At 64.3% G+C, this 23,982-nt stretch carries 19 protein-coding genes and 2 tRNA genes; 6 read left to right on the forward strand and 15 right to left on the reverse strand.

Annotated elements, in window-relative coordinates:
- Window positions 1-61: 61 nt before the first annotated feature.
- Both AC6H42_RS16530 and acs read right to left on the reverse strand, forming a co-directional pair.
- Window positions 62-152, reverse strand: a tRNA-Ser gene (locus AC6H42_RS16530).
- A gap of 98 nt (window positions 153-250) precedes the next feature.
- Window positions 251-2,242 (reverse strand): acetate--CoA ligase, encoded by a 1,992-nt coding sequence (gene acs / locus AC6H42_RS16535; RefSeq protein ID WP_497548497.1) that lies wholly within the window; start codon window positions 2,240-2,242, stop codon window positions 251-253.
- 239 nt (window positions 2,243-2,481) lie between these two features.
- Here acs and AC6H42_RS16540 point away from each other — a divergent pair, with 239 nt between their 5' ends.
- The 4 genes from AC6H42_RS16540 (at window position 2,482) to AC6H42_RS16555 (ending at window position 5,703) form a co-directional block, all read left to right on the forward strand.
- Window positions 2,482-3,087 carry a TIGR00645 family protein gene (locus AC6H42_RS16540; protein ID WP_057153733.1) on the forward strand — a complete coding sequence of 202 codons (606 nt, stop codon included), beginning with the start codon at window positions 2,482-2,484 and terminating at the stop codon, window positions 3,085-3,087.
- Between the two features lie 36 nt (window positions 3,088-3,123).
- A complete protein-coding gene (locus AC6H42_RS16545) occupies window positions 3,124-4,653 on the forward strand; it encodes a fumarate hydratase (RefSeq protein WP_057153538.1) in 1,530 nt (509 codons plus the stop codon).
- Window positions 4,654-4,671: 18 nt separating this feature from the next.
- Window positions 4,672-5,514 carry a glutamate racemase gene (gene murI, locus AC6H42_RS16550; protein WP_497548500.1) on the forward strand — a complete coding sequence of 281 codons (843 nt, stop codon included), beginning with the start codon at window positions 4,672-4,674 and terminating at the stop codon, window positions 5,512-5,514.
- Window positions 5,515-5,627: 113 nt separating this feature from the next.
- Window positions 5,628-5,703, forward strand: a tRNA-His gene (locus AC6H42_RS16555).
- A gap of 504 nt (window positions 5,704-6,207) precedes the next feature.
- Here the strand turns inward: AC6H42_RS16555 and AC6H42_RS16560 are convergent.
- Entirely contained in the window at window positions 6,208-8,391 is a 2,184-nt protein-coding gene (locus tag AC6H42_RS16560) for a hybrid sensor histidine kinase/response regulator (protein WP_082551535.1), read from the reverse strand.
- Window positions 8,392-8,829: 438 nt separating this feature from the next.
- Between AC6H42_RS16560 and AC6H42_RS16565 the strand changes: the two genes are divergently transcribed.
- Window positions 8,830-9,276 carry a hypothetical protein gene (locus tag AC6H42_RS16565; RefSeq protein ID WP_057153537.1) on the forward strand — a complete coding sequence of 149 codons (447 nt, stop codon included), beginning with the start codon at window positions 8,830-8,832 and terminating at the stop codon, window positions 9,274-9,276.
- A gap of 294 nt (window positions 9,277-9,570) precedes the next feature.
- On the opposite strand, the gene AC6H42_RS16570 is transcribed toward AC6H42_RS16565, so the two are convergent.
- The 5 genes from AC6H42_RS16570 to dusA form a co-directional block, all read right to left on the reverse strand.
- Entirely contained in the window at window positions 9,571-9,939 is a 369-nt protein-coding gene (locus tag AC6H42_RS16570) for a hypothetical protein (RefSeq protein WP_057153536.1), read from the reverse strand.
- Between the two features lie 161 nt (window positions 9,940-10,100).
- Window positions 10,101-10,442, reverse strand: coding sequence for an energy transducer TonB (locus AC6H42_RS16575; RefSeq protein ID WP_057153535.1), 342 nt, complete (start codon window positions 10,440-10,442; stop codon window positions 10,101-10,103).
- A gap of 52 nt (window positions 10,443-10,494) precedes the next feature.
- Window positions 10,495-10,827: an energy transducer TonB gene (locus tag AC6H42_RS16580; protein ID WP_057153534.1), complete on the reverse strand. Its 333-nt coding sequence runs from the start codon at window positions 10,825-10,827 to the stop codon at window positions 10,495-10,497.
- Between the two features lie 82 nt (window positions 10,828-10,909).
- Window positions 10,910-12,649, reverse strand: a complete 1,740-nt coding sequence (locus AC6H42_RS16585; protein WP_229418055.1) for a methyl-accepting chemotaxis protein — start codon at window positions 12,647-12,649, stop codon at window positions 10,910-10,912.
- A 355-nt stretch (window positions 12,650-13,004) separates the two neighbouring features.
- Window positions 13,005-14,036, reverse strand: a complete 1,032-nt coding sequence (gene dusA, locus AC6H42_RS16590; protein ID WP_057153532.1) for a tRNA dihydrouridine(20/20a) synthase DusA — start codon at window positions 14,034-14,036, stop codon at window positions 13,005-13,007.
- 438 nt (window positions 14,037-14,474) lie between these two features.
- Between dusA and AC6H42_RS16595 the strand changes: the two genes are divergently transcribed.
- Window positions 14,475-15,242 (forward strand): FxDxF family PEP-CTERM protein, encoded by a 768-nt coding sequence (locus tag AC6H42_RS16595; protein WP_057153531.1) that lies wholly within the window; start codon window positions 14,475-14,477, stop codon window positions 15,240-15,242.
- 51 nt (window positions 15,243-15,293) lie between these two features.
- Here AC6H42_RS16595 and AC6H42_RS16600 read toward each other — a convergent pair whose 3' ends face one another.
- From AC6H42_RS16600 to AC6H42_RS16630, 7 genes are all read right to left on the reverse strand, one after another.
- Window positions 15,294-15,581, reverse strand: a complete 288-nt coding sequence (locus tag AC6H42_RS16600; protein ID WP_057153530.1) for a hypothetical protein — start codon at window positions 15,579-15,581, stop codon at window positions 15,294-15,296.
- Between the two features lie 9 nt (window positions 15,582-15,590).
- Window positions 15,591-16,373, reverse strand: a complete 783-nt coding sequence (gene fabI, locus AC6H42_RS16605) for an enoyl-ACP reductase FabI (RefSeq protein WP_057153529.1) — start codon at window positions 16,371-16,373, stop codon at window positions 15,591-15,593.
- A gap of 1 nt (window position 16,374) precedes the next feature.
- Window positions 16,375-17,679 (reverse strand): acetate/propionate family kinase, encoded by a 1,305-nt coding sequence (locus AC6H42_RS16610; protein WP_057153730.1) that lies wholly within the window; start codon window positions 17,677-17,679, stop codon window positions 16,375-16,377.
- 12 nt (window positions 17,680-17,691) lie between these two features.
- On the reverse strand, window positions 17,692-18,651 hold the full coding sequence (locus AC6H42_RS16615; protein ID WP_497548498.1) for a phosphate acetyltransferase: 960 nt from the start codon (window positions 18,649-18,651) through the stop codon (window positions 17,692-17,694).
- On the reverse strand, window positions 18,648-20,921 hold the full coding sequence (locus AC6H42_RS16620; RefSeq protein ID WP_082551534.1) for a DUF3141 domain-containing protein: 2,274 nt from the start codon (window positions 20,919-20,921) through the stop codon (window positions 18,648-18,650). Before AC6H42_RS16620 ends, AC6H42_RS16615 begins: the two co-directional genes overlap by 4 nt.
- A gap of 180 nt (window positions 20,922-21,101) precedes the next feature.
- On the reverse strand, window positions 21,102-22,934 hold the full coding sequence (gene typA / locus AC6H42_RS16625) for a translational GTPase TypA (protein ID WP_057153527.1): 1,833 nt from the start codon (window positions 22,932-22,934) through the stop codon (window positions 21,102-21,104).
- A 216-nt stretch (window positions 22,935-23,150) separates the two neighbouring features.
- Window positions 23,151-23,762: a PEP-CTERM sorting domain-containing protein gene (locus AC6H42_RS16630; RefSeq protein WP_497548499.1), complete on the reverse strand. Its 612-nt coding sequence runs from the start codon at window positions 23,760-23,762 to the stop codon at window positions 23,151-23,153.
- Window positions 23,763-23,982: the final 220 nt, after the last annotated feature.

Genomic DNA, 23,982 nt, shown 5'->3' on the forward strand with positions numbered 1-23,982 from the left:
CTTCTCTCCGCCACGCTAAAAACAAAAAGGCCACCCAAAGGTGGCCTTTTTGTTTTTATCCTGGCGGAGAGAGGGGGATTCGAACCCCCGATAGGCTATGAACCTATACACGCTTTCCAGGCGTGCGACTTCAACCACTCATCCACCTCTCCAGTTCTCTCGCATCGCTGCAAGAGGCGCACATTGTAGCAAAGATTCTCGAAAGTACCAATGTTTTTTGCGCCGCCTCTCCCAGCCTCGCTCTGCCCTCTTACGAGGCTTCTTTGAGCTGCTCCAGAATGGCCGGATTTTCCAGCGTGGATACGTCTTGCGTGATGGCCTCGCCTTTGGCCAGTACCCGCAACAGTCGGCGCATGATCTTGCCGCTGCGCGTCTTGGGCAGGTTGTCGCCGAAGCGGATCTCTTTCGGCTTGGCGATCGGGCCGATCTCTTTGGCGACCCAGTTGCGCAGCTCGAGCGCCAGGCGCTTGGCTTCTTCGCCGGTCGGACGGGCTTGCTTCAGAACCACGAAGGCGCAGATCGATTCGCCGGTGGTTTCGTCCGGCTTGCCGACCACCGCCGCTTCGGCCACCAGCGGGTTGGCCACCAGCGCCGATTCGATTTCCATCGTGCCCATGCGGTGGCCCGATACGTTGAGCACGTCGTCGATACGGCCGGTGATGGTGAAGTAGCCGGTGTCTTTGTTGCGGATGGCGCCGTCGCCTGCCAGGTAGTATTTGCCGCCCAGCTCTTCGGGGAAGTAGCTGCTCTTGAAGCGCTCGGGGTTGTTCCAGATGGTGCGGATCATCGATGGCCATGGACGCTTGACCACCAGGATGCCGCCCTGTCCGTTCGGCACGTCCTGGCCGGCCTCATCCACAATGGCGGTCATGATGCCCGGCAGCGGCAGCGTGCAGGAACCCGGCACCATCGGCGTGGCGCCCGGCAGCGGGGTGATCATGTGGCCGCCGGTTTCGGTCTGCCAGAAGGTGTCGACGATCGGGCACTTTTCGTTGCCGACGTTTTTATAGTACCACACCCAGGCTTCAGGGTTGATCGGCTCGCCCACCGTGCCCAGCAGGCGCAGCGAACTCAGGTCGTAGTTCTTCGGGTGCACTTTGGGGTCGACGTCGGCGGCCTTGATCAGCGAACGGATCGCGGTCGGCGCGGTGTAGAAGATGTTGACCTTGTGCTTGGCCACGGTCTCCCAGAAACGGCCGGCGTTCGGGAACGTCGGGATGCCTTCGAAGATGATCTGCGTGGCGCCCACCGCCGTCGGACCGTAGGCAATGTAGCTGTGGCCCGTCACCCAGCCGATGTCGGCGGTGCACCAGTAGACGTCGGCCGGCTTGATGTCGAAGGTCCACTTCATCGTCAGCGCGGCCCACAGCAGATAGCCGCCGCTGGAGTGCTGCACGCCTTTCGGCGTGCCGGTGGAGCCGGAGGTGTAGAGGATGAACAGCGGGTGCTCCGCTTCCACCCATTCGGGTTCGCATGCGCCGGACTGGCCGTCGACCAGGTCGTGCAGCCAGATGTCGCGGCCGGCCACGTGCGTGACGTCGCCGCCGGTGCGCTTGTAGACGATGACGTCCTTGATGGTGTCGCAGCCGCCCATGGCCAGTGCTTCATCGACGATGGATTTGAGCGGCAGGCGCTTACCGCCGCGCTGCTGTTCGTCGGCGGTGATCACGGCCACCGCGCCGGCGTCGATGATGCGTTCCTGCAGGGACTTGGCGGAGAAGCCGCCGAACACCACCGAGTGGGTGGCGCCGATGCGCGCGCAGGCCTGCATGGCGGCCACGCCTTCAACCGACATGCTCATGTAGATGATGACGCGGTCGCCCTTTTTGATGCCGCGCGATTTCAGGCCGTTGGCGAACTTGCACACTTTTTCGTGCAGCTCTTTGTAGGTGACGTTGGTGACGGCGCCGTCGTCGGCCTCGAAGATGATGGCGGTCTTGTCGGCGTTGCCGTTTTCAAGGTTGCGGTCCAGGCAGTTGTAGGACACGTTCAGCTTGCCGTCTTCGAACCATTTGTAGAACGGGGCATCGTCTTCGTTCAGGGTGCGGGTGAACGGCACTTTCCAGTCGATGTTTTCACGCGCCAAGCGGGCCCAAAAGCCTTCGTAGTCTTGCGACGCTTCAGTCACCAGGGCTTGGTAGGCGTCCATGCCGGACACGTTGGCCTGCGCTGCGAATTCCGCCGATGGCGCGAACACGCGCGATTCCTGTGGGCCTTGTTGTTCCGTGGTCTGTGTGCTCATGCTAGGTCTCCATTAGTAATTGTTTGCAAACACCTTAAGCGTTGCCGCTTACGGATGCCTTACATAGCCGATACATATATAGCCGATACATATAGCCGATGCATAGCCAAACTGGGCGTATGGGCAATCTGGTCTTTTCAGCAATTCTACGGCAGATCGGCCTGTGCCGGTGCCGACAGCGTTGAGCAAGTGTAAAATGTCGGCAATTCAATCGCAGCCTACCGGAGCACGCATTAATGATGGAACAACCGCGCAACTCGAATCCGAACAAACTGCCGCCGCTGGCGGGCTTTATCTTCATGTCGCGCTGGCTGCAGCTGCCGCTGTACCTGGGCCTGATCCTGGCGCAGTGCGTCTACGTATTCCACTTCTGGGTTGAACTGAAAGACCTGATCGGCGCGGCACTTGGCAACGAGGCGGCGCTGGAGCATATCTTCCACGCCGTGGCCGTGGGCGGCGCTGTGCCCACCAAGCTGAATGAAACCACCATCATGCTGGTGGTGCTGGGACTGATCGACGTGGTGATGATCTCCAACCTGCTGATCATGGTGATCGTGGGCGGCTATGAAACCTTCGTCTCGCGCATGCACCTGGAAGGCCATCCCGATCAGCCGGAGTGGCTGTCGCACGTGAACGCTTCGGTGCTCAAGACCAAGCTGGCCATGGCCATCGTCGGCATTTCGTCGATCCACCTGCTGAAGACCTTCATCAATGCCGACAAGTACACCGAGAAAGTGCTGATCGCGCAGACCGCTATCCATATCGTATTCCTGCTGTCGACCATCGCTATCGCCTACACCGATAATCTGATGACCCGTACCCAGCAACTGGCCAAGCCTCACTAATTTGCACCTAGCTTTCCATCCTCCAGCGAGAACATCATGACCGTCATAAAGCAAGAAGACCTGATCGAATCCGTCGCAGCGGCGCTGCAGTACATCAGCTACTACCACCCGGCCGACTATATCCAGCACCTGGCGCGCGCGTATGAAGCCGAGCAAAGCCCGGCGGCGAAAGATGCGATCGCGCAGATCCTGACCAACTCGCGCATGTGCGCCGAAGGCAAGCGTCCGATCTGCCAGGACACCGGCATCGTCAACGTGTTCCTGAAGATCGGCATGGGCGTGCGCTTCGAGGGCTTCTCCGGCACCGTCACCGACGCGGTCAATGAAGGCGTGCGCCGCGCGTACAACTTCGCCGACAACAAGCTGCGCGCCTCCATCGTGGCCGACCCGCACTTCGAGCGCAAGAACACCAAGGACAACACGCCGGCCGTGGTGCACATGGAACTGGTCGAGGGCAATACCGTCGACGTGAGCGTGGCTGCCAAGGGCGGCGGCTCCGAGAACAAGACCAAGTTCGTGATGCTCAACCCGTCCGATTCGCTGATCGACTGGGTGCTGAAGACCGTGCCGCTGATGGGCGCCGGCTGGTGCCCGCCGGGCATGCTGGGCATCGGCATCGGCGGCTCGGCCGAGAAGGCGATGCTGATGGCGAAAGAGTCGCTGATGGAAGACATCGACATGTATGAGCTGAAGCAGCGCGGCCCTCGCAACAAGACCGAAGAACTGCGCATCGAACTGTGCGACCGCATCAACGCGCTGGGTATCGGCGCGCAGGGCCTGGGCGGCCTGACCACGGTGCTGGACGTGAAGATCAATATGTACCCGACCCACGCGGCCTCCAAGCCGGTGGCGATGATCCCCAACTGCGCCGCCACCCGCCACGCGCATTTCGTGCTGGATGGCTCGGGCCCTTCCTACATCGAGCCACCGAAGCTGTCGGACTGGCCGGACGTGAGCTGGACCCCGGACACCGAGAAGTCCAAGCGCGTCAACCTGGACACGCTGACCAAGGAAGAAGTGGCTTCGTGGACCCCAGGCCAGACCTTGCTCCTGAACGGCAAGATGCTGACCGGCCGCGACGCCGCGCACAAGCGCATCCAGGACATGCTGGCCAAGGGCGAGCAGTTGCCGGTGGACTTCAAGAACCGCGTCATCTACTACGTGGGCCCGGTCGATCCGGTGCGCGACGAAGTGGTGGGCCCGGCCGGCCCAACCACCGCCACCCGCATGGACAAGTTCACCGACATGATGCTGGAGCAGACCGGCCTGATCGCCATGATCGGCAAGGCTGAACGCGGCCCGGCCGCCATCGAGTCGATCAAGAAGCACAAGTCGGCTTACCTGATGGCGGTGGGCGGCTCGGCCTACCTGGTGTCGAAGGCCATCAAGTCGGCCAAGGTGCTGGGCTTTGAAGACATGGGCATGGAAGCCATCTACGAGTTCGAAGTGCAGGACATGCCGGTCACCGTGGCCGTGGACGCGGGCGGCACTTCGGTGCATAACACAGGTCCCAAGGAATGGGCTGCCAAGATCGAGGCGCTGAACGTGCCTGTCGTGTCCAAGTAAGCGGACGCTGAGCACGTGATTCCGACGCTGCCCTTCCCCACGCCGGCCGACGCGCCTATCGGCGTCTTCGATTCCGGCGTGGGCGGATTGTCGGTGCTGCGCCATGTACGCGCGCTGCTGCCGCAGGAGCACTTGATCTACTTCGCCGATTCCGGCTTTGCGCCCTATGGCGACAAGACGGAAGCGGTGGTGGTGGAGCGTTCGCTGGCGGTGGCGGCCTTCCTGGTGGAGCGCGGCGTGAAGGCGCTGGTGGTGGCCTGCAATACGGCCACCGTGGCTGCCATCAAGGCTATCCGCGCGCATTATCCAGAGCTGCCGGTGGTGGGCGTGGAACCGGGCCTGAAACCCGGCGCAGCAGCCACGCGCAACGGCAAGGTCGGCGTGCTGGCCACGCAGCGCACGCTGTCGGGCGAGAAGTTCCTGCTGCTGCGCGAACAGATCGCCGGCGCCACGCAAGCCCAGTTCCTGCTGCAGCCTTGCGTGGGCCTGGTGGACCTGATCGAGCAGGGCGAGCTGGATACGCCCGCCACGCGCGCCATGCTGGAGCGCTATATCGCGCCGCTGGTGGCGCAAGGGGCGGACACGCTGGTGCTGGGCTGCACGCACTACCCGTTCGTGCAGGAAGCGATTGCGCGCGCGGTGGCGCAGGCGGGCGGCGTGGACGTCACACTGATCGACACCGGCGAAGCCGTGGCGCGCCAGCTGGCGCGCCTGCTGGAAAATGGCGGCTTGCAGCGCCCAGGCAGCGCCGGCCATCCTCCGCTGTTGCATGGCTATACCACGGGCGCGAAGGAAGCGCTGGCGCCGGCCTTCGCCACGCTGCTGAAAATGACAGTGGACGTGGAATCGCTTAAAATCTAGGCAATTCGGCGTTTTTCGAAAAAAGGCGCCGCAAGCCTTTGCAAGATGCCGGATACCCTAGTATAATTCGGCACCTGACGCGCAAACAGTGCTTCAGGCGAAGTAAATCAGTGGTGGCTGTAGCTCAGTTGGTAGAGTCCAGGATTGTGATTCCTGTTGTCGTGGGTTCGAGCCCCATCAGTCACCCCACAGAATTACGGCAAAAAGCCCAGTCATCGACTGGGCTTTTTTCTTTTCCGCGGTGCTTTATGCGGCAGCGCGGGAAACGCTTGGTTTCAGCCTGCCGCCTGCAAGCCGGCAACCAAGGTCTTCAACGTCGGATGTCCGTTTGGCGAACGCGCGCGATGCCGGCGTTCGCGGGGAATGCCGGCGCGTTCGGCGGCAGGACAGAGCGGGCCCGCGCGCGGCCTGCCAAGGATGCGCTTGCGGGTACTGGCGGCAGTTGGCACTGCTTCCGCTCATGGCCGGCACGCTGCCGGGCGACCGCACCTTCCATCAGCCCCGCAAGCACACGTATGCGGCCCTGCCTAGGGCTTGTATGGCTTAAATGGACATTGTTTGAGGCAATCGAGATCGGCGTGCGATAAAGGCCGCGTTAGCTCTGCAATAGGCTAAATTGAACTTGCCGGCATGCGCCGGTACAGTTGAGGGGACTATTCGCTGCACCGGCGGCCATGCCGGTGCAGCATTTTTTTATCCGGCGATGCGGGCCATCAGCGCTTGCAGGCGCGGCATGTCGACCGGCTTGACGAAGTGGTAGTCGAAGCCGGCCGCATAAGACTCGTTGCGGTCGCGCTCCTGGCCGTAACCGGTTACGGCTATCAGCACGGTCCCGGCCGTCTCGGGCTGCAGCCGCAGCCGCCGCGCCAGCTCGTTGCCGTCGATGTCGGGCAGGCCGATGTCCAGCAGGCAGATGTCCGGCCGCAGTTCGCGCGCCCGGTCCAGCGCCACGCGCGAACTGTGCTCCACCGTCACCTGGTGGCCGGCCTCCGCCATCAGCATGCCCAGCGTTTCGGCCGCGTCCACGTTGTCGTCCACCACCAGCAGGCGCAGGCTGCGCACCGCCGGCGCCGCCGCGGCGCCCGGCGCGTCCTGGCCGGCCTGGGCCTGCTGCTGCGCCACCGGCAGGCGCAGGATGAAGGTGCTGCCCTTGCCAATGCCGTCGCTGTGCGCGGCCACGCTGCCCTGGTGCGCCTCGGCCAGGCGCTGCACCAGCGCCAGCCCCAGGCCCATGCCGCCCTGCGAGCGGTCCAGCGTGCGCTCGTCCTGCGCAAACAGTTCGAAGGCGCGCGCCAGCAGTTCCGGCAGCATGCCGACGCCGTTGTCGCGCACCGTCACGGTGGCGCTGTCGCCGCGCAGGCTCAGGCGCAGTTCGACAAAGCCGTCTTCCGGCGTGTACTTGGCAGCGTTGTTAAGCAGGTTGGCGATCACCTGCACCAGGCGTTTCTTGTCGCCCAGCACGTGGATGGGCTCGGGCGGCAGCTGCACGGCAAAGCGGTGGCGGCGCGCCTCCATCAACGGACGGGCCTGCTCTGCGGCGTAGCCCAGCACGTCGCGCAGGTCCAGCGTTTCCTTCTGCAAGGTGACCATGCCGCGCGTCACCCGCGACACGTCCAGCAGGTCGTCGATCAGCCCGGTCATGTGCTTGACCTGGCGCGAAATGACTTCGCTGGTGCGCTTGACGGTGGCCTCGTCGAACTGGAAGTGGCGCAGCAGCTCCGCCGCCGTGCCGATCGGCGCCAGCGGGTTGCGCAGCTCGTGCGCCAGCATGGCCAGGAATTCGTCCTTGCGCTTGTCTGCGTCGCGCAGCGCGGCCTGGGCGCGCTTGCTGTGTTCGTGCTCGGAACGCAGCGCCGCCACGGCGCGCGCGCGCTCCACGGCCTCCCAGGTGCGCTGCACCACGTCCTGCGTGATGGCGATGTCTTCGCGCGTCCACGCGCGCGGCACATGGTGCGACAGGTTCAGCGCGCAGGTGACGCGGCCGGCCTGCAGCAGCGGTACCGCCACGATGGCGCCCATGCCCAGCGCCAGGTAGGCGTCCGCGTAGGCCTGGGTGCGGGGGTCGGTGCGCACGTCGTTCACCACGAAGGGCTTGCCCTCGTTCAGGATGCCGATGATCTCCGGACTGAAATCGTCCAGCCGCGCACTGCCGGGCAGCGGCGGCAGGTCAGCGGCGCTCCACGCGCCCTGCACGAAGGCGGTGCGGCTGCCCTCGTTGATTTCGGTGTAATACACGCGCGATACGTGCAAGTAGTTGCCCAGCAGCTCGGTGGCAGCCGCCGTGACCTCGGTGGCCGCGCCCAGGCCGCGCAGCCGGTCCGCCACGTCGAGCTGGAACGCCTGGCGCCGGTTCAGCGCCACAAAGGCGCGCTCGGCCAGCACTTCGCGGGTGGATTCGGTAAGCACCAGCAGCACGCCTTCGACCTGGTTGTCTTCGTTCCAGATCGGGCTATGGCAATGCGTGAAGTAGGTTTCGCGCTGGCTATGGCCGCGCTCGGGCGCGTAGCTGGCGTTTTCCACGTAGTAGGTTTCGCCCGTCAGCACGTGCTCGACGATGGGCGCCATCTGGTCCCACATCTCGCGCCACCACTCCTTGGCGGGACGGCCGAGGTGGCCCGGATGCTTGCTGCCCAGCACTTGCGCGAAAGCATCATTGTAAAAAGTCAGCAGCTCGCTGCCCCAGTGGATCGCCATCGGAAAGCGCGAGCCGAGCACGGTGCGCAGCACCGTCTGCAGGCATGCCGGCCACAGTTCGGGCGGCCCCATGCGTGAACCGGCCCAGTCGAAGTTGCGCAGGCGCTCGCCGCATTCCCCGCCGCCGTCCAGAAAAGCGGGACGGCGCGGCACGGCTGGGGAGGAGGAAACGTTGGTTATCATTGGGAGTTTGGCATTGCAAGAACAACATGCAACCCGCATCATACACTCAGTTGAGCCGGGAGTTGACAAGCAGCATGCATTCATTGCCGCCGGGATGCGCGCCGCGGCGCGGCGCCGGCTGCGGCGGAAATACAACGGGCGCTCAAAAAAAATGCAGCGCGCGCAGATTTTGCTGCCGCCGCGCCGAAGCCGGTGCTATGCTGAGTCCATAGTAAAAAGAAACTTAGCTTACCTTTTACGCAATCTGACCCAATACTAAGCACCGAATAACGTTCCCTTCCGGGAATTCCGCCGCCGCACTCCGAGAGGATCCGCCGGCCTTGGATGCCGCCACCAGTTGGCGGTATTTTTTTGCGCGCGCTCATCGGATGACTTTCCCAAAGGCATTAGTTTGACGCTACAATAGTCGCCTACCCTGTAACACTTTCCTGGCTCACCATGTCCGAAGAAAAATCCCTGTCCGCTGTCTCGACCTACAGCAAGGACACTCCCGTCGGCCATCCCGACATCGACGGCCGCGCGGGCGTTTTCGTGCCCACCGACGATTTCGACCTGGCCAACACCAGCACCATCCGCAAAGGCGCCGGCATCGTCGGCTTCGGCAATCCGGACGGCTCGCTGACGGTCTACTTCGAAGCCAACCGTTTCGACGAAAGCAGCTTGCACAAGTGGGAAAACAAGGCGCGCAAGGCGTACGACCGCATGGTGATGCGGGCCCCCACCGTGTCCAAGGCCAAGATCGACGCGCGCATGCTGGAACAAGTGGGCATTATCGACGGCATGGGCATCAGCATCAAGCAACCCGAGCGGCTGCAGCAGTGGCTGGCGCTGTCGAACGCGCTCGACACCGCGCCCGAGGGCGCCGTGGTGCAGTGGAAGAAATAAGACTATAAAGGCGGGAAATCAGGACGAGCCATTGTCCTACAAGGGCATGGACACTCCGCTGATGCCGAGATGCATTATTAATGCATAAGATGGTGACATAGAAAACACCAACCCGGGAGTCCGCCATGTCACGCATCTGCCCTCTTACCATCGGTACCCTGCTGATGGGGCTGGCCAGTGTCTCCACCTGGCTGCTGCTGTCCGCCGATGTGCTGCACGAAGCGTCGTTCTTCTTCGTGCATTAAGGCCCATACTTAGCACCCATGCAGCAGCCCAATCCCGGGCGATGGCGGCCTAGCGCCGCCGGCCGTGGCCGCGATAGCCATGGCGGTGACCCCAGTTACCGAACACAAAATCCAGTCCTATCGTTACCGGCGGGTAGTAATACGCCGGCGCCGGTGCGTAATACACGGGTGGCGGCGCATACACCGGCGCCGTCGCGTACACCGGCTCGGTGGTGTACACCACGCGCGGCTGCTGGGCCACCGGCTCCGTCGTGTATTCCACCCGCGCACTGTCGCCGGCCGTGCCGCGCTGCACCGGTGTCACCGACACGGTGTGCCATTCATACGGATTGGCCGGCTTCGGATAGTAAACGGTAGACGGCTGCGTGGCGCAGCCGGTCAGGGCCGCAACAGCGGCCAGGGCGATAACGGTTTTCATGGGAGCTCCTGTTCCAAGCTTCCACTATAAGAACATTCCGCATTTCCTGCCGCACTTTTACAGCCTGTTACAAGCCTTTGCCCAAGCGAAAAAAAACCGGCGCAAGCGCCGGTCCAAGTACGCGCCGGCTCAGGCAAGCCGGCGCAGTAACACGAATCCGCTTAATCCAGTTTCCAGGCGTAGTCCACCTTGGTCCAGGTGGTGTCCGGCTTGCCGTCCTTGGTGCCCGGCTTGAATTTGCAGGCGCTCAGCGCCTTGATGGCCGCCTTGTCCAGATTCTTGAAGCCGCTCGACTTGTCGACCTTGGAGTCGAGCACGTCGCCGCCGGCCGACACCTGGAACGACATCGACACGGTGCCCTGCTCTTCGTTCATCAGGGACGCTTTCGGGTACTCGGCTTTGCAATTCTTGCCGTCGAAGCTAGCCGGAACTTCAGCTGCAAAGGCGCTGCCCGATACGAGCACTGCCGCGATAACACTGAACCAACGCTGTTTAGTAGACATCTGATTTCCCCAAGTGCTTTTTTAAATTTTCTGGATCAAGGCGTGGCCGGAATTACAGCTTCCAGACGTAATCGACTTTGGTCCAGGTTTGTGCCACAGCGCCATCCTTGGTGCCAGGCTTGAATTTGCAGGCGCTGATGGCTTTCACAGCAGCCTTGTCCAGGTTTTTGTAGCCGCTCGACTTCTCAACCTTCGAGTCCACTACTTCGCCGCCTGGCGAAACCAGGAAGGCCATCGATACCGCGCCCTGCTCTTCGTTCAGCAGCGAGGCTTTCGGGTATTCGGCTTTGCAGTTCTTGGCGTCGAACACGGCTGGCACTTCAGCGGCGAAGGCGGAGCTGCTCAGCAGAGCGGCGGCGATGAAACTGATCGAATGCTTGGTCATGATTTTTCTTAATCCACAAAGTTTAAAAAACTGTTCAACGGCCGCTCCAGACGCGGCCATCGGGTAAAGCCGGCTACCCTGCTTAGAATTCTTCCCACTCGTCGCCGGCAGTTGCTGCTGCTGCTGCGATCTTCTTCGGCTTGGGGGCGGCAGGCGCGGCCACGGCTTTCTTCAGCGGCGCACGGGCGGCTGGCTTGGCCACCACCACGGGGGTGGCGGCACGCACCGGCGCGGCGGCGTGCTGCACGCGCTCTTCATGCTCGGACAGCTTGAAGATCGATACCACGCGGGCCAGTTCGCCAGCCTGGTCCTGCAGGCTCTGCGCGGCGGCAGCGGCCTGTTCCACCAGCGCGGCGTTCTGCTGGGTCATGCTGTCCATCTCGATGATGGACTGGTTGACCTGCTCGATGCCGGCGCTTTGCTCCTGGCTGGCGGAAGCGATTTCACCCATGATGTCGGTCACGCGGCGCACCGAATCGACCACTTCGTCCATCGTCACGCCGGCCTGGCCGACCAGTTTCGAACCGCGCTCGACTTTCTCCACGGAGTCGCCGATCAGGGTCTTGATTTCTTTCGCGGCGCCGGCCGAACGCTGGGCCAGGTTGCGCACCTCGGAAGCCACCACGGCGAAACCGCGGCCCTGCTCGCCGGCACGGGCTGCTTCAACCGCGGCGTTCAGCGCCAGGATGTTGGTCTGGAAAGCGATGCCATCGATCACGCCGATGATGTCGACGATCTTGTTGGCCGATTCGTTGATCGAGCTCATGGTGTCCACCACTTGCGACACCACTTCGCCGCCCTTGCGCGCCACGTCGGACGCATTGGCTGCCAGCTGGTTGGCCTGGCGGGCGTTGTCGGCGTTCTGCTTCACGGTGGAAGTCAGCTCTTCCATGGCCGACGCGGTTTTCTCCAGCGACGAGGCCTGCATTTCGGTACGCGACGACAGGTCGATATTGCCGGCGGCGATTTCGCGCGAGGCGGTGCCGATGGTCTCGGTGCCGGTGCGGACCTGGCCCACGATGCCAACCAGGCTGTTGCGCATTTCCTTCATTTCCACCAGCAGGCTGTCCTTGTCGGTGGAGCTGGTGTTGATCGAAATCGACAGGTCGCCGTTGGCAATGCTGCCGGCGATCGATGCGGTGTAGTCAGGCTCGCCGCCCAGCTGCTTGAGCAGGCCGCGGGTGATAACGATGGCCGCGCCCACGCTGATGACCACGGCCAGCACGCCCATGAAGATCATGAAGCTGCGGGCGCTGTTGAAGCCTTCGGCCGCGTCCACCTGCACTTGCGCGTTCAGCTTGTCTTCCAGCGCACCGAGCTGGTCCAGCGATTCCATCCACTTCTTCTGCGGCGGACGGATTTCCTTGATCATGACCTTGGTGGCCGCCTCGGCCTGGTTCGACAGCCACAGCTCGGAAGCCTTGGCAATCGCCGGCATGGTGGCCGCTTCGTGTTCCTTGATGGCGGCCATCAGGGTTTTCTCTTCGGCCGTCGCTTCCAGCGCGAACTGGGCTTCCAGTTTCTTCTGGTGCGCGGCGTACTTGTCGGACAGTTCCTTGATGCGCTTCATTTCCGGTTCCATGTCGGCCGGGTCGCTCATCAGGGTCAGCGTGCGCAGCGAGCTGACGCGCTCGTTGACGTTGTTGCGCATGTCGATCACCAGGCGCGTCACCACGTTGTTGAAGCTGACGACGTGGTCCAGGCGGTCCTGGATCTGGGCCATGCGCACAATGCCGACGGCAGTCACGGCGATCAGGAAGAGCAGCACCAACGCAAACCCGAGGCCCAGGCGCGTCCCCACTTTCATTTTTGCTAAATTCATTTCGGCTTCTTTGTAAGTGACACTATTGATAAGAGGAACCCAGGTATGCACCCGCTGCCACGCCCAACCACGTAAAACTTCTCTTGCCGCTGCGCAAGTAATGACAGTAGCAAACAATGACTGCGAATGCAAAAATTGCTCTACGGATCGTTACAATGTGTGGTTTTTCAGCCGTTTTTCAGCGCAGGAAGTCCTGCGGAGGCCGGATGGACGCTGTGACTATGTGTGTATATTCTGAAATTATAGGTGCAAATTTTGCCTCAAAGCAAGCAGAAACTGCCTGCATTTTACGCAACCTAACTTTCTGCGGAGAAATAGGCAAAAAGCAGATTTTGCTTTGGGCAAAAGTCCGGGATCAGGCCGGCAAAGTCAGGCGGGAAGCGGCTTCCAGCAAGAGATTGGCATCGCCGAGGGCGAGTTTTTTGGAGTCGGATAATGTTTGGCGGAACAGGCGCGCGCCCGGCAAGCCCTGCATCAGGCCCAGCATGTGGCGTGTGATGCTGTTGAGCTTGAGGCCGCGGCCGCCCTCTTTCGCCAACTGGGCCTGGATGTAGGGCACCATGGCCGCCAGCACCTGCTCGCGGGTCTTGGGCGCGGCCGGGTCGCCATAGTAGCGCTGGTCGAAGCACGCCATCAGGAAGGGATTGTGGTAGGCCTCGCGGCCCAGCATCACGCCGTCCACGTGCAGCAGGTGCTGGTCGATCTCGGCCTCGGTCTTGATGCCGCCATTGATCAGGATTTCGAACTGCGGAAATTCGCGCTTCAGGCGGTAGGCGTATTCGTACTTGAGCGGCGGGATCTCGCGGTTTTCCTTGGGCGACAAGCCCTTCAGGATGGCGTTGCGCGCATGCACGATGAAGGTGCTGCAGCCAGCCTCGGCCACGGTGCCGACGAAGTCGCGCACGAACTCGTAGCTTTCGCTGTCGTCGATGCCGATGCGGTGCTTGACCGTCACGTCGATCGACACCGCGTCGCGCATGGCCTTGACGCAGTCGGCCACCAGCTGCGGCTCGGCCATCAGGCAGGCGCCGAACGCGCCCTTCTGCACCCGCTCGGACGGGCAGCCGCAATTCAGGTTGATCTCGTCGTAACCCCACTTCTCGCCCAGCCTGGCGCTGGTGGCCAGGTCGGCCGGATCGCTGCCGCCCAGCTGCAGGGCGACCGGATGCTCTTCCTCGTTGAAGCGCAGGTGGCGCTCCACGTCGCCGTACACCAGCGCGCCGGTGGTCACCATTTCCGTGTACAGCCAGGTGTGCTTCGTGATTTCGCGGTGGAACACGCGGCAGTGGCGGTCGGTCCAGTCCATCATCGGCGCGACGGACAGGCGGCGGCTCGGCAACTTGCGGGCGGCGGTGGTGTCGGCGGTCGGAGCGGTGATGGTGGTCATGTCGGCAACTGTCGGGGAATCGGGAGGGGGCCGTCATTATACAGCGGAAGCAAGGGCCGCGCCCGGCGGCAATTTGTCTCACAAATAAAACATCGGCTGTGCACGGTTACAAAAAATCTGATGCATGCAAGTCACTGCGCCGCAGCTTGCCGGGCGGTCAAATTTTCACGGCCCTGCGGCGCCCGCCTCATAGCGGATTTCACATTTCGGCCGATTCCGGCCACCATGTGTTACAAGTTTCCAGCAGGAAGATGCCCTGATCTGGCAGAAACTTGGTTACAAATTCCTTACAATTGTTACTCGTGCAGGCTTTGACACGCTCATCCGCCCTCCCTAAAGTCGGCTCACACCCGGTTAAGCATTTCTTAAGTTTGATGCTTCGGCAACCCCGGCCGGGTGTAACTGTCAGTCTTATCATCAACTAACAAAGGAATGGTTATGACACAGAAGAAAGCACTGCTCGCAGTACTGCTGGCCATGGCAAGCGCAACGGCGGCGACCGCCAGCGCGGCGCCGGCCAGCGCCACGGTGGATTTTTCCAAAGGCGACGAGGGCTGGTTCGGCATGCAGCCGGCCGACGGCAACGGCGGCTCGGGCATCGACACCGGCCTGGGCAACGGCGCGCCCGCCTACCGTACCACCATGGAGAACTTCGGCATCGACTGGCGCAACAGCACCAACGGGGCCTTCCTGGGCGACTACACCAAGTCGCGCAGCGTCACCCTGGGGCTGGATGTGTCGGCCATGTCGATCCAGTACTTCGGGCAGGAAGTGACGCGCAGCCTGGTGGTGGAGCTGCGCGACTACGACAACAAGCCGGCCAACCTGCCCTACACCAGCGTGTGGTTCGACCTGGGCACGCTGGACGCCAGCAATAGCGACTGGAAGCATTTCTCGGTGACCATCGCCGACACGTCCTCGTCACTGCTGCCTTCCGGCTGGGGCGGCTACGGCGCGGAGGACGGCAGCGGCGCGCCCACGCTGCCGGGCGGGCGCAGCTTTGCCAGTGTGCTGTCCAGCGTGGACGAGATCGTCTTCACCACGCTGAAACCCGGCTACGCCTACGGCTACACCAACTTCGACGTGGCCATCGACAACGTCAGCATCACGGCCGTGCCGGAGCCGTCCACCTACGGCATGCTGCTGGGCGGCATGGGCCTGCTGGGCTTCATCGCGCGCCGCAGGCAGCGCGGCGGTAAGGCCTAAGGCCTGGCGCCAGCATTGAACCGGGCGCGGCCGGCGCCGGCCGCGCCCCCTTCAGTCCAGATGCAGCTGCTCGTGCGGCAGCAAGTCTTCCGGGCCCAGGTCCTGGTGCAGCGGGATATAGAACCCCAGGCGCCTGCCACGGTGGAAAATGCCGCGCAGGCGGTTGCAGGTATCCCATACCTTGCCGTAATGGTCGGCCACCGCCACCACCGCCCACGGACTGTCGGGCTCGCCGTCCCGCACCAGGCGCACGCTGCGCACCTCGAAAAACCGGGCCAGGCCCAGCTCCACGCTTTGTTCGCTTGCATCGCCGTGCAAGCCGGTCAGGATGATTTGCATGCGCCCTCCTCAGGCGATGATGTTCAGGCCGCCGTCCACGTAGACGGTGCTGCCGGTCAGGCGCTTGGCGTACGGCGAGGCCAGGTAGGCGCAGGTGTTGCCGACGTCGAAGATGTCCACCAGTTCACCGATCGGGGCGCGCGCCACCGCGTCGCTCAGCAGCAGGTCGAAGTCCTTCAGCCCGGACGCGGCGCGGGTTTGCAGCGGGCCGGGCGAGACGGCATGCACGCGGATGCCTTGCGGCCCCAGTTCGTGCGCAAGGTAGCGGCAGGATGCTTCCAGCGCCGCCTTCACCGGCCCCATCACGTTGTAGTTCGGGACCACCTTGTCGGCGCCGTGGTAGCTCATGGCAAACATGGCGCCGCCTTCGCTCATCAGCGGCGCGGCCAGCCTGGCCATGCGCACGAAGGAATGGCAGGACACGTCCATCGCCTGCAGGAAACCGTCCAGCGAACAGTCCAGCAGGCCGCCCTGCAGGTCGGCCTTGGGGGCGTAGGCGATGGAGTGCACCAGGATGTCCAGGCTGCCCCAGCGCTCGGCGATGGCGGCGAACACGGCCTCCAGCTGGCCGGGCTGCGCCACGTCCAGCGGCAGCAGCAACGCCGCATCCAGTTCCTCGGCGATCGGGTCGACGTAGGGCTTGGCCTTGTTGTTCAGATAGGTCAGCGCGAGCTCCGCGCCCAGTTCGCGGAACACCTTGGCGCAGCCGTAGGCGATGGAATGCTCGTTGGCCACGCCGACCACCAGGGCGCGGCGTCCGGCCAGGATGGGATAAACGGTATCGACACTCATGCTAGGCCTCCAGCAGGGATTGCGCGTGGCGCGCGATCATCAATTCTTCGTTGGCGGGGACCACCCAGACCGGCACCGCACTGCCCGCCGCGCTGATGCGGAAGGCGCCGGCGGCAGTGGCGTGCGGACCGGCGCCGGCTTCGTTCGCGGCCGGGTCCAGCTGCACGCCGAGCCAGGCGGCGTCGCGGCAAACGGCGCTGCGCAGCGCGACGCTGTTCTCGCCTATGCCGCCGGAAAACACGATGCCGTCCAGCCCGCCAAGCGCGGCCGCCAGCGAACCGAGTTCGCGGCCGATGCGGTACACCATCAGGTCGATGGCCAGCCTGGCGCGCGGGTCGCCGCTCTGCTCCAGCGTGCGCATGTCCGACGAAATGCCGGACACCCCGAGCAGGCCGGACTGCTGGTACAACAGGCGCTGGATATCGCTCTGCCCCATTTTCAGTTCCTCCATCAGGTACAGCACCACGCCCGGGTCGACGCTGCCGCAGCGCGTGCCCATGGGCAGGCCGTCGATGGCGGTGAAGCCCATGGTGCTGGCCACGCTGCGCCCGGCGCGCAGGGCGCACATGCTGGCGCCGTTGCCCAGGTGCGCCGCCACCACGCGCCCGCCGGCCAGCTGCGCGGCCAGGCGCGCGGCGGCGGACGGCGCGCCGCCCAGCAGCACCGGCAGCGCGCCCGCCTGCGGCTCGGCCGGCGCGGCCCGTGCCGCAGGCGCCTGGTCCAGCGCAGGCAGCACGCTGGCGATGTATTCGTAGGACAGCCCGTGGAAACCGTAGCGCCGCACCCCGCGCCCGGTGATTTCCGGCGGCAGCGCGAATGCTTGCGCCAGCGGCGGCTGGGTGCTGTGAAAGGCGGTGTCGAAGCAGCCCACCTGCAGCACCTGCGGCGCCAGCGCCAGGATGCTGCGCACCGGCGCCAGGTTGTGCGGCTGGTGCAGCGGCGCCAGCGGCACCAGCTTGTCCAGCTGCGCCAGCACGTCCGCGTCCAGCTTCACCGGACCGCTGAAACCTGTGCCGCCGTGAACGATGCGGTGGCCTATCGCCACCACGCGGTGCCCTTGCAGGTGGCCCTGCGCGTAGCCCACCAGGTAGCGCATGGCTTCGTCATGCGCCAGCGGCGCGCCGGGCCATACATGCTCGGCGGACGGCCGCCCTGCCCCGTCCTGCGCCGTAAAGCGGGTCTGGCCCGCGTACAGGTTTTCTATCTTGCCCTTGGCCCGCAGCTGCAAGTCCCCGCCCGCATACATCGAGAACTTGATGCTGGACGACCCGGCGTTGATGACGATGACCGCATCGTCCGCGCGCATGGCCGCCATCGGCTAGCTCCCCAGCAGCTTGGCGCCGGCCAGCTTGCTGTACGCGATCAGCGCGGCCACCGCGCACGAAGCCAGGCGCGCCTGCACCGAGTCCGCGCGGCTGGTCAGGATCACCGGCACCCGCGCGCCCAGTACGATGCCGGCCGCATCCGCACCGGCCATGAAGGTCAGGCTCTTGGCCAGCACGTTGCCGGTTTCCAGGTCCGGCACCAGCAGCACGTTGGCGCGGCCCGCCACCGGCGAGTGCAGCTGCTTGACCTGCGCCGCGGCCAGGCTGACCGCATTGTCCAGCGCCAGCGGGCCGTCCAGCAACGCGCCGGTGATCTGGCCCCGGTCCGCCATCTTGCACAGCGCCGCCGCTTCGATGGTGGACGGGATTTTCGGATTGACCGTTTCCACCGCCGACAGGATGGCCACGCGCACCTCGTCGAACGCCAGGATGTGCGCCAGGTCGATGGCGTTTTGCGCGATGTCCACCTTGTCGGCCAGCGTGGGCGCGATATTGACGGCGGCGTCGGTGACGATCAGCGGTTCGGGAAAGCCCGGCACGTCCATGATGAAACAGTGGCTGAGGCGGCGCGCGGTGCGCAGCCCGCCTTCGGCCTGCACCACCGCGCCCATCAGTTCATCGGTGTGCAGGCTGCCCTTCATCAGGGCGGCCGCGTGGCCTTCGCGCACCAGCTGCACGGCGCGCTGCGCGGAGGCGTGGCTGTGCTCGGTGGCCACGATGGCCAGGCTGGAGATGTCCAGGTCCGCTTCGGCGGCGGCGGCGCGGATGCGCGCTTCCGGGCCGACCAGGACGGGCGTCATCAGGCCCAGCCGCGCCGCGTCCAGCGCAGACTCCAGCGCGTTGCGGTCGCAGGGGTGCGCCACCGCCACCACCGGCGCGTCCACCGCCTGCGCGGCGGCAATCAAACGGTCGTAATGGGCGTGTGCGCGGCCAGCGGCCGCCGCAGCGCTCATGCCTGCTCCTTGTGCGTCAGCTTGGCCGGAGGCTTGGCCGAAGGCGGGTCGACGGCGACAGCAGCGGCCAGGTTCAGCGCCGCGCCGGCGTGGCTGTTGAATACCGATGCCACGCGCTCCATGCGCTCGGCCGCCTCGCCGCTCAGCGCACCGGCCGCGCCGGCCACCTGGCGCACCACGTCCAGCGCGCGCGCGCGCTCTTCCGGCTCGGGGGGAAGCAAGGCCGGCAGCGCGGCGAAACCGGCCGCCTCGTCCCACGACAGGATCTGCGCCTGCTGCTGCACCAGTTCCTTGAAATGGGTCAGCGTCATCAGCTGGCCGGCGCGCGAGTGGGCGCGCAATTCGCGCAGCGTGGCATAGGCCCGCTCATCCGCCGCGCGCAGCTCGGGCGCGCGGAACACGTACAGCAGCGCGCGCACGATGGCTTCCACCGTGCCGCCGACGGCGGCCTGCTCCACCAGCTTGGCGCGCGCCGACGCGGCCACGGTCTCGCGGGCGATGTCGCGCCCCAGCTGGCGCACGCGCTGGTCGTCCGCGCGCAGGCCGACCAGCGCCTGCAGCACCGGCGAGCCGTACAGGTTCATGAAATAGCGCTCGACGGCGGCGTCGCGCACGTCGCGGTACTGGTCCAGCAGCGCCACGATCTGGCGCGAAAAGGCTTCCTGCAGGGCGATGAAGATGTTGTCCGGCGCCGCCGGGCGGCGCTGGGCGCGGACCCGCTCGGCCAGCTTGTCTATGCCGTGCAGCAGCGGATTCTTGCTGGAGTAGACGCGGTAGCGCAGCCGGTAAGGATGCAGCTGGCGCAGCGCCTCGGCACTCTGGTCGTTCATGGCCGAACGCAGCAGCGGGCTGACGAAGGTGCGGTACAGGCCCACGTTTACGTCCGACACGCGCGCCACGGCGGCGAAGCGGCGCTCGTCCTCGGCGTCGTTGCCGCCCAGCGCGCGCAGGTCGTCCAGGAAGCGGCGCTCGAAGCGCATCACGTAATTACCGGTAGCCAGCGCCGCGTTCAGCGTCTCCGGCGTCTTTTCCAGGAACACCGCTTCGTACAGGCCGGGCGGCAGCACGTCGATCAAGTCCATGGCGGAGGTGAATTCCTCGTGCTCCTTGTTGGCCACCGTGGCCGAGACGAAGATGCCGAGGTGGCCGATGGTTTCGTGCATGGCGTAGATGATGGTCTGGCCGCTCATGGCCAGCGCCTCGTCGTCCTGATACATGTCCAGCACCCAGCCCAGCGCCTGGTGGGGCGGCGTGATGTCGTCGCCCCAGGAACAGAACACCACGATGGGCGACTTCACGTTGCGCAGGTCGATGCGGCGGCCGGTGGAGTCGTGGATCGAGCCGGAACTGAGGCGGTTGCCGACGAACAGGTTGTCGGCGATGTACTGCATCTCGGGCGCGTTCAGCAGCACCGGGTTGCCCCACCACTTTTCAAATTCCAGGAAGCGCTGCGCCTCGCTGTCCACCTGCGCGTACACCTTGTACTCCTTCTTCCACCAGGTGTTGGCCGGGTTCATGCTCTCGAAGTTGCTGACCAGGTGGGCGCCGTCAAACACGCCGTTGCCCAGGTCCCCGGAAAACGCGGTCAGCCAGGTGCCGCCGAGCAGGCCGCCCAGGTAGCGCAAGGGGTTCTTGCCGTGCACGCCGTTCCAGTAGGACAGCGGCGCCCCGGCCAGCACCAGCGGCCCGGGCAGGTCCGGATTCAGCGCGGCGGTCATCATGATTTGCCAGCCGGCCTGGCAATTGCCGATCAGGGCCGGCTTGCCGTCCGCATCCGGATGCAGCTCGGCCACCCTGGCGATGAAGCGCGCCTCGGCGCGGCATACATCCTCGATGGTCTGGCCGTGCACCGGCTGCGGCAGGAAGCCGACGAAGTAGCAGGGATGGCCGGCGCGCAGCACCACGCCGATTTCGCTGTCGTGCTTCATGCCGCCGATGCCGGGGCCGTGCCCGGCGCGCGGGTCGAACACGATGAAGGGCCGGCGGCTCGCGTCCACTGCCACGCCCTCGGGCGGGCGGATCTTCAGCAGGCCGTAGTTGACCGGGCGTTCCAGGTCGCGGCCGTCCAGCACCACGTCGAATTCAAAGTTCAGTACATGGGGCGCGGCCTGCGCCACGCTTTCCGCATGGTCGTCGCCGCGCTGGCGCAGCACATCCATGAACAGCACCGAGCGCTGCCAGGCGTCGATCCAGTACTCGCCGGCCTGCCTGGCGATGTCGAAGGGCGTACCGGGCCAGGCCGGCTGGAATACATTGGTTCTGTCGTTCACGCTGAATCCCCTTTTGCTGTGTGCGCTGCACAATTGAGCTTCCGGACTGGCATTCAGTATAGCAGCAATGGAAAAGTGACAATTAGTTTAGCACGCTATGGTGCGCTGCAAAACGACGCGGACAGACAAAAAAAACCGCCGCCCCTTGCGGGTGCGGCGGTTTTCATGGCAGCGAGGCGATTACGCTTCGCGGGAAGCTTTTTTACGCTCGTGCTCTTTCAGGAAGCGCTTGCGCAGGCGGATCGATTTCGGGGTGATCTCCACCAGTTCGTCGTCGTCGATGAATTCGACTGCGTATTCCAGCGACATCTGGATAGGCGGCACCAGGCGCACCGCTTCGTCGGTACCCGACGAACGCACGTTGGTCAGCTGCTTGCCCTTGATCGGGTTGACCACCAGGTCGTTGTCACGCGAGTGGATACCGATGATCATGCCCTCGTACACCGGGTCGTTGTGGACCACGAACATGCGGCCGCGATCCTGCAGTTTCCAGATGGCGTAGGCCACGGCGGCGCCGTCGTCCTGCGAGATCAGCACGCCGTTGCGGCGGCCGCCCAGTTCACCCTTGGTGTTGTCGACCGGACCGTAAGCGTCGAACACGTGGCTCATCAGGCCGGTGCCGCGGGTCAGGGTCATGAATTCGCCCTGGAAGCCGATCAGGCCACGCGCAGGGATGCGGTACTCCAGGCGCACGCGGCCTTTGCCGTCCGATTCCATGTTCTGCAGGTCGCCGCGGCGGCGGCCCAGCTCTTCCATCACGCCGCCCTGGTTGACTTCTTCCACGTCGACACTCAGCTGCTCAAACGGCTCGTGGCGCACGCCATCGACCATCTTGAACACCACGCGTGGACGGGACACGGCCAGCTCGAAACCTTCGCGGCGCATGTTTTCGATCAGGATGGTCAGGTGCAGTTCGCCGCGGCCCGATACTTCGAAGGTGGTGTCGTCGTCGGTCGGGGCGACGCGCAGCGCCACGTTGGCTTTCAGTTCCTTGTCCAGGCGGTCGCGCAGCTGGCGCGAAGTAACGAACTTGCCTTCGCGGCCGGCCAGCGGCGAGTTGTTGACCATGAAGTTCATGGTCAGGGTAGGTTCGTCGACGGTCAGCATCGGCAGCGCTTCCGGGGTGTCCGGTGCGCACACGGTCGAGCCGATGCCGATTTCTTCGATACCGTTGATCAGGATGATGTCGCCGGCGACGGCTTCGTCAACCAGCACGCGCTCCAGGCCCTTGAAGTTCAGCACCTGGTTGATGCGGCCTTTTTGCGGGGTGGTGCCTGGACCGTTCATGAACACGACGTCCTGGCCGGCTTTGACGCGGCCACGGGACACGCGGCCGATGCCGATCTTGCCCACGTAGGACGAATAGTCCAGCGAGGTGATTTGCATCTGCAGCGGGCCGTCCGGATTGTCGTCGCGCACCGGGACGAACTTCAAAATGGCGTCGAACAGCGGCTTCATGTCGCCGCCGCGCACGTCTTCGGTCAGGCCGGCATAGCCGTTCAGGCCCGATGCGTACACGATAGGGAAGTCCAGCTGCTCGTCGGTGGCGCCCAGCTTGTCGAACAGTTCGAAGGTCTGGTTGATGGCCCAGTCGGCGCGCGCGCCCGGACGGTCGATCTTGTTGACCACGACGATAGGCTTCAGGCCCAGGGCCAGCGCCTTGCGGGTCACGAAACGGGTCTGTGGCATCGGGCCTTCCTGCGCATCGATCAGCAGCAGAACCGAATCAACCATCGACAGCACGCGCTCCACTTCGCCGCCGAAGTCGGCGTGGCCTGGGGTGTCGACGATGTTGATGTGGGTGCCTTCGTATTCGACGGCGCAGTTTTTCGACAGAATCGTAATGCCGCGCTCTTTTTCGAGGTCGTTCGAGTCCATCACGCGGGTGTCGACGGCCTGGTTTTCACGGAAGGTGCCGGACTGCTTCAGCAGCTGGTCCACGAGGGTGGTTTTGCCGTGGTCAACGTGGGCGATGATGGCGATATTGCGAATTGCGCGTTTAGTATTAGACATAGTCGTTATAAGTACAGAAAAACTGCGGGTGCGTACAGGGCGTACAAGGCGCATACGGCGCGTACGAGGGGCACGGGAGTGGCGCAAACCGAAATAGCGGCCACTGGAACCCACTAGTATAGCACGTACTGCACCGCAATAAAAACTTTACGCGACCGCCCCGTCCCGCTGTGGCGCGGCGCCCAGGTGCGGCGCCATAGCGCCCCCTGGCCGCCCTTACCGGCGCCGCCGGCGCGCTGCGGCCAGCGCGAGCAGGCTGATGCCCATCAGCGCCGCCGTGCCCGGTTCCGGCACTGCCGCCGCCGCGTTTTCAAAGCGCAGGTTATCGATCGCGATGGCGCCGTTGACCACCGGGTCGGTGTGGATCACCACGCGGTCGAAACCGGACAGGAATTCAATGCCGATGAAACTGCCGCCCGCGCCGTCGCCGACAGTGTCAAAGAAGGCGCTCCCCACCAGGGTGTTGCCCAGGTAGGCGAACACGGTGGTGTCATCCTCCGGGTTGGTGGTGGCGTCGAAGCCGAGGCGGGTGATGACGGAATTGAACAGCACTTCGCCGTTCAGGGCGGGATTGTTGCCGTCGAATTTCAGCGCCACCTTGCTGGCGGGCGCCGGCGAGGTCTGGTAGACATCCAGGTTGAAATTGAGAAAAGTGGCGCCCAGCGCAGCATACTGGGAACCGATCTGGCCGGCTGTCGCGTCATTGAAATTAATCAGGGTGGGAGCGCTGAAGCCGCCGGCGCCGATCACGGCGGCATGGGCGGTGCCGGCGCAAGCGTGCGCGGCCAGCAGCAGTGCGCAGGCCAGTTTGGCGAAAACTGTTTTCATCGGGAAATCCTTATGATTGAGGGTTCCCAGACGAAAGCAGAAAATGTGCCATACAGACAACATCAGGCGGTCTCGGTTTTCTTACACAATTATGTAAGGAAAACCGACACTGGCCAGCGGATGATTGGCAGGGTCAGGCGCCGACCGCGATCAGGCGTTCCGGCGCCAGGATATCGTACTCGCCCAGCTGGGCGGTGCCGAGCAGCTTCTCGCCCAGGTA

Source organism: Massilia sp. NBRC 108631 (genome assembly GCF_059704565.1).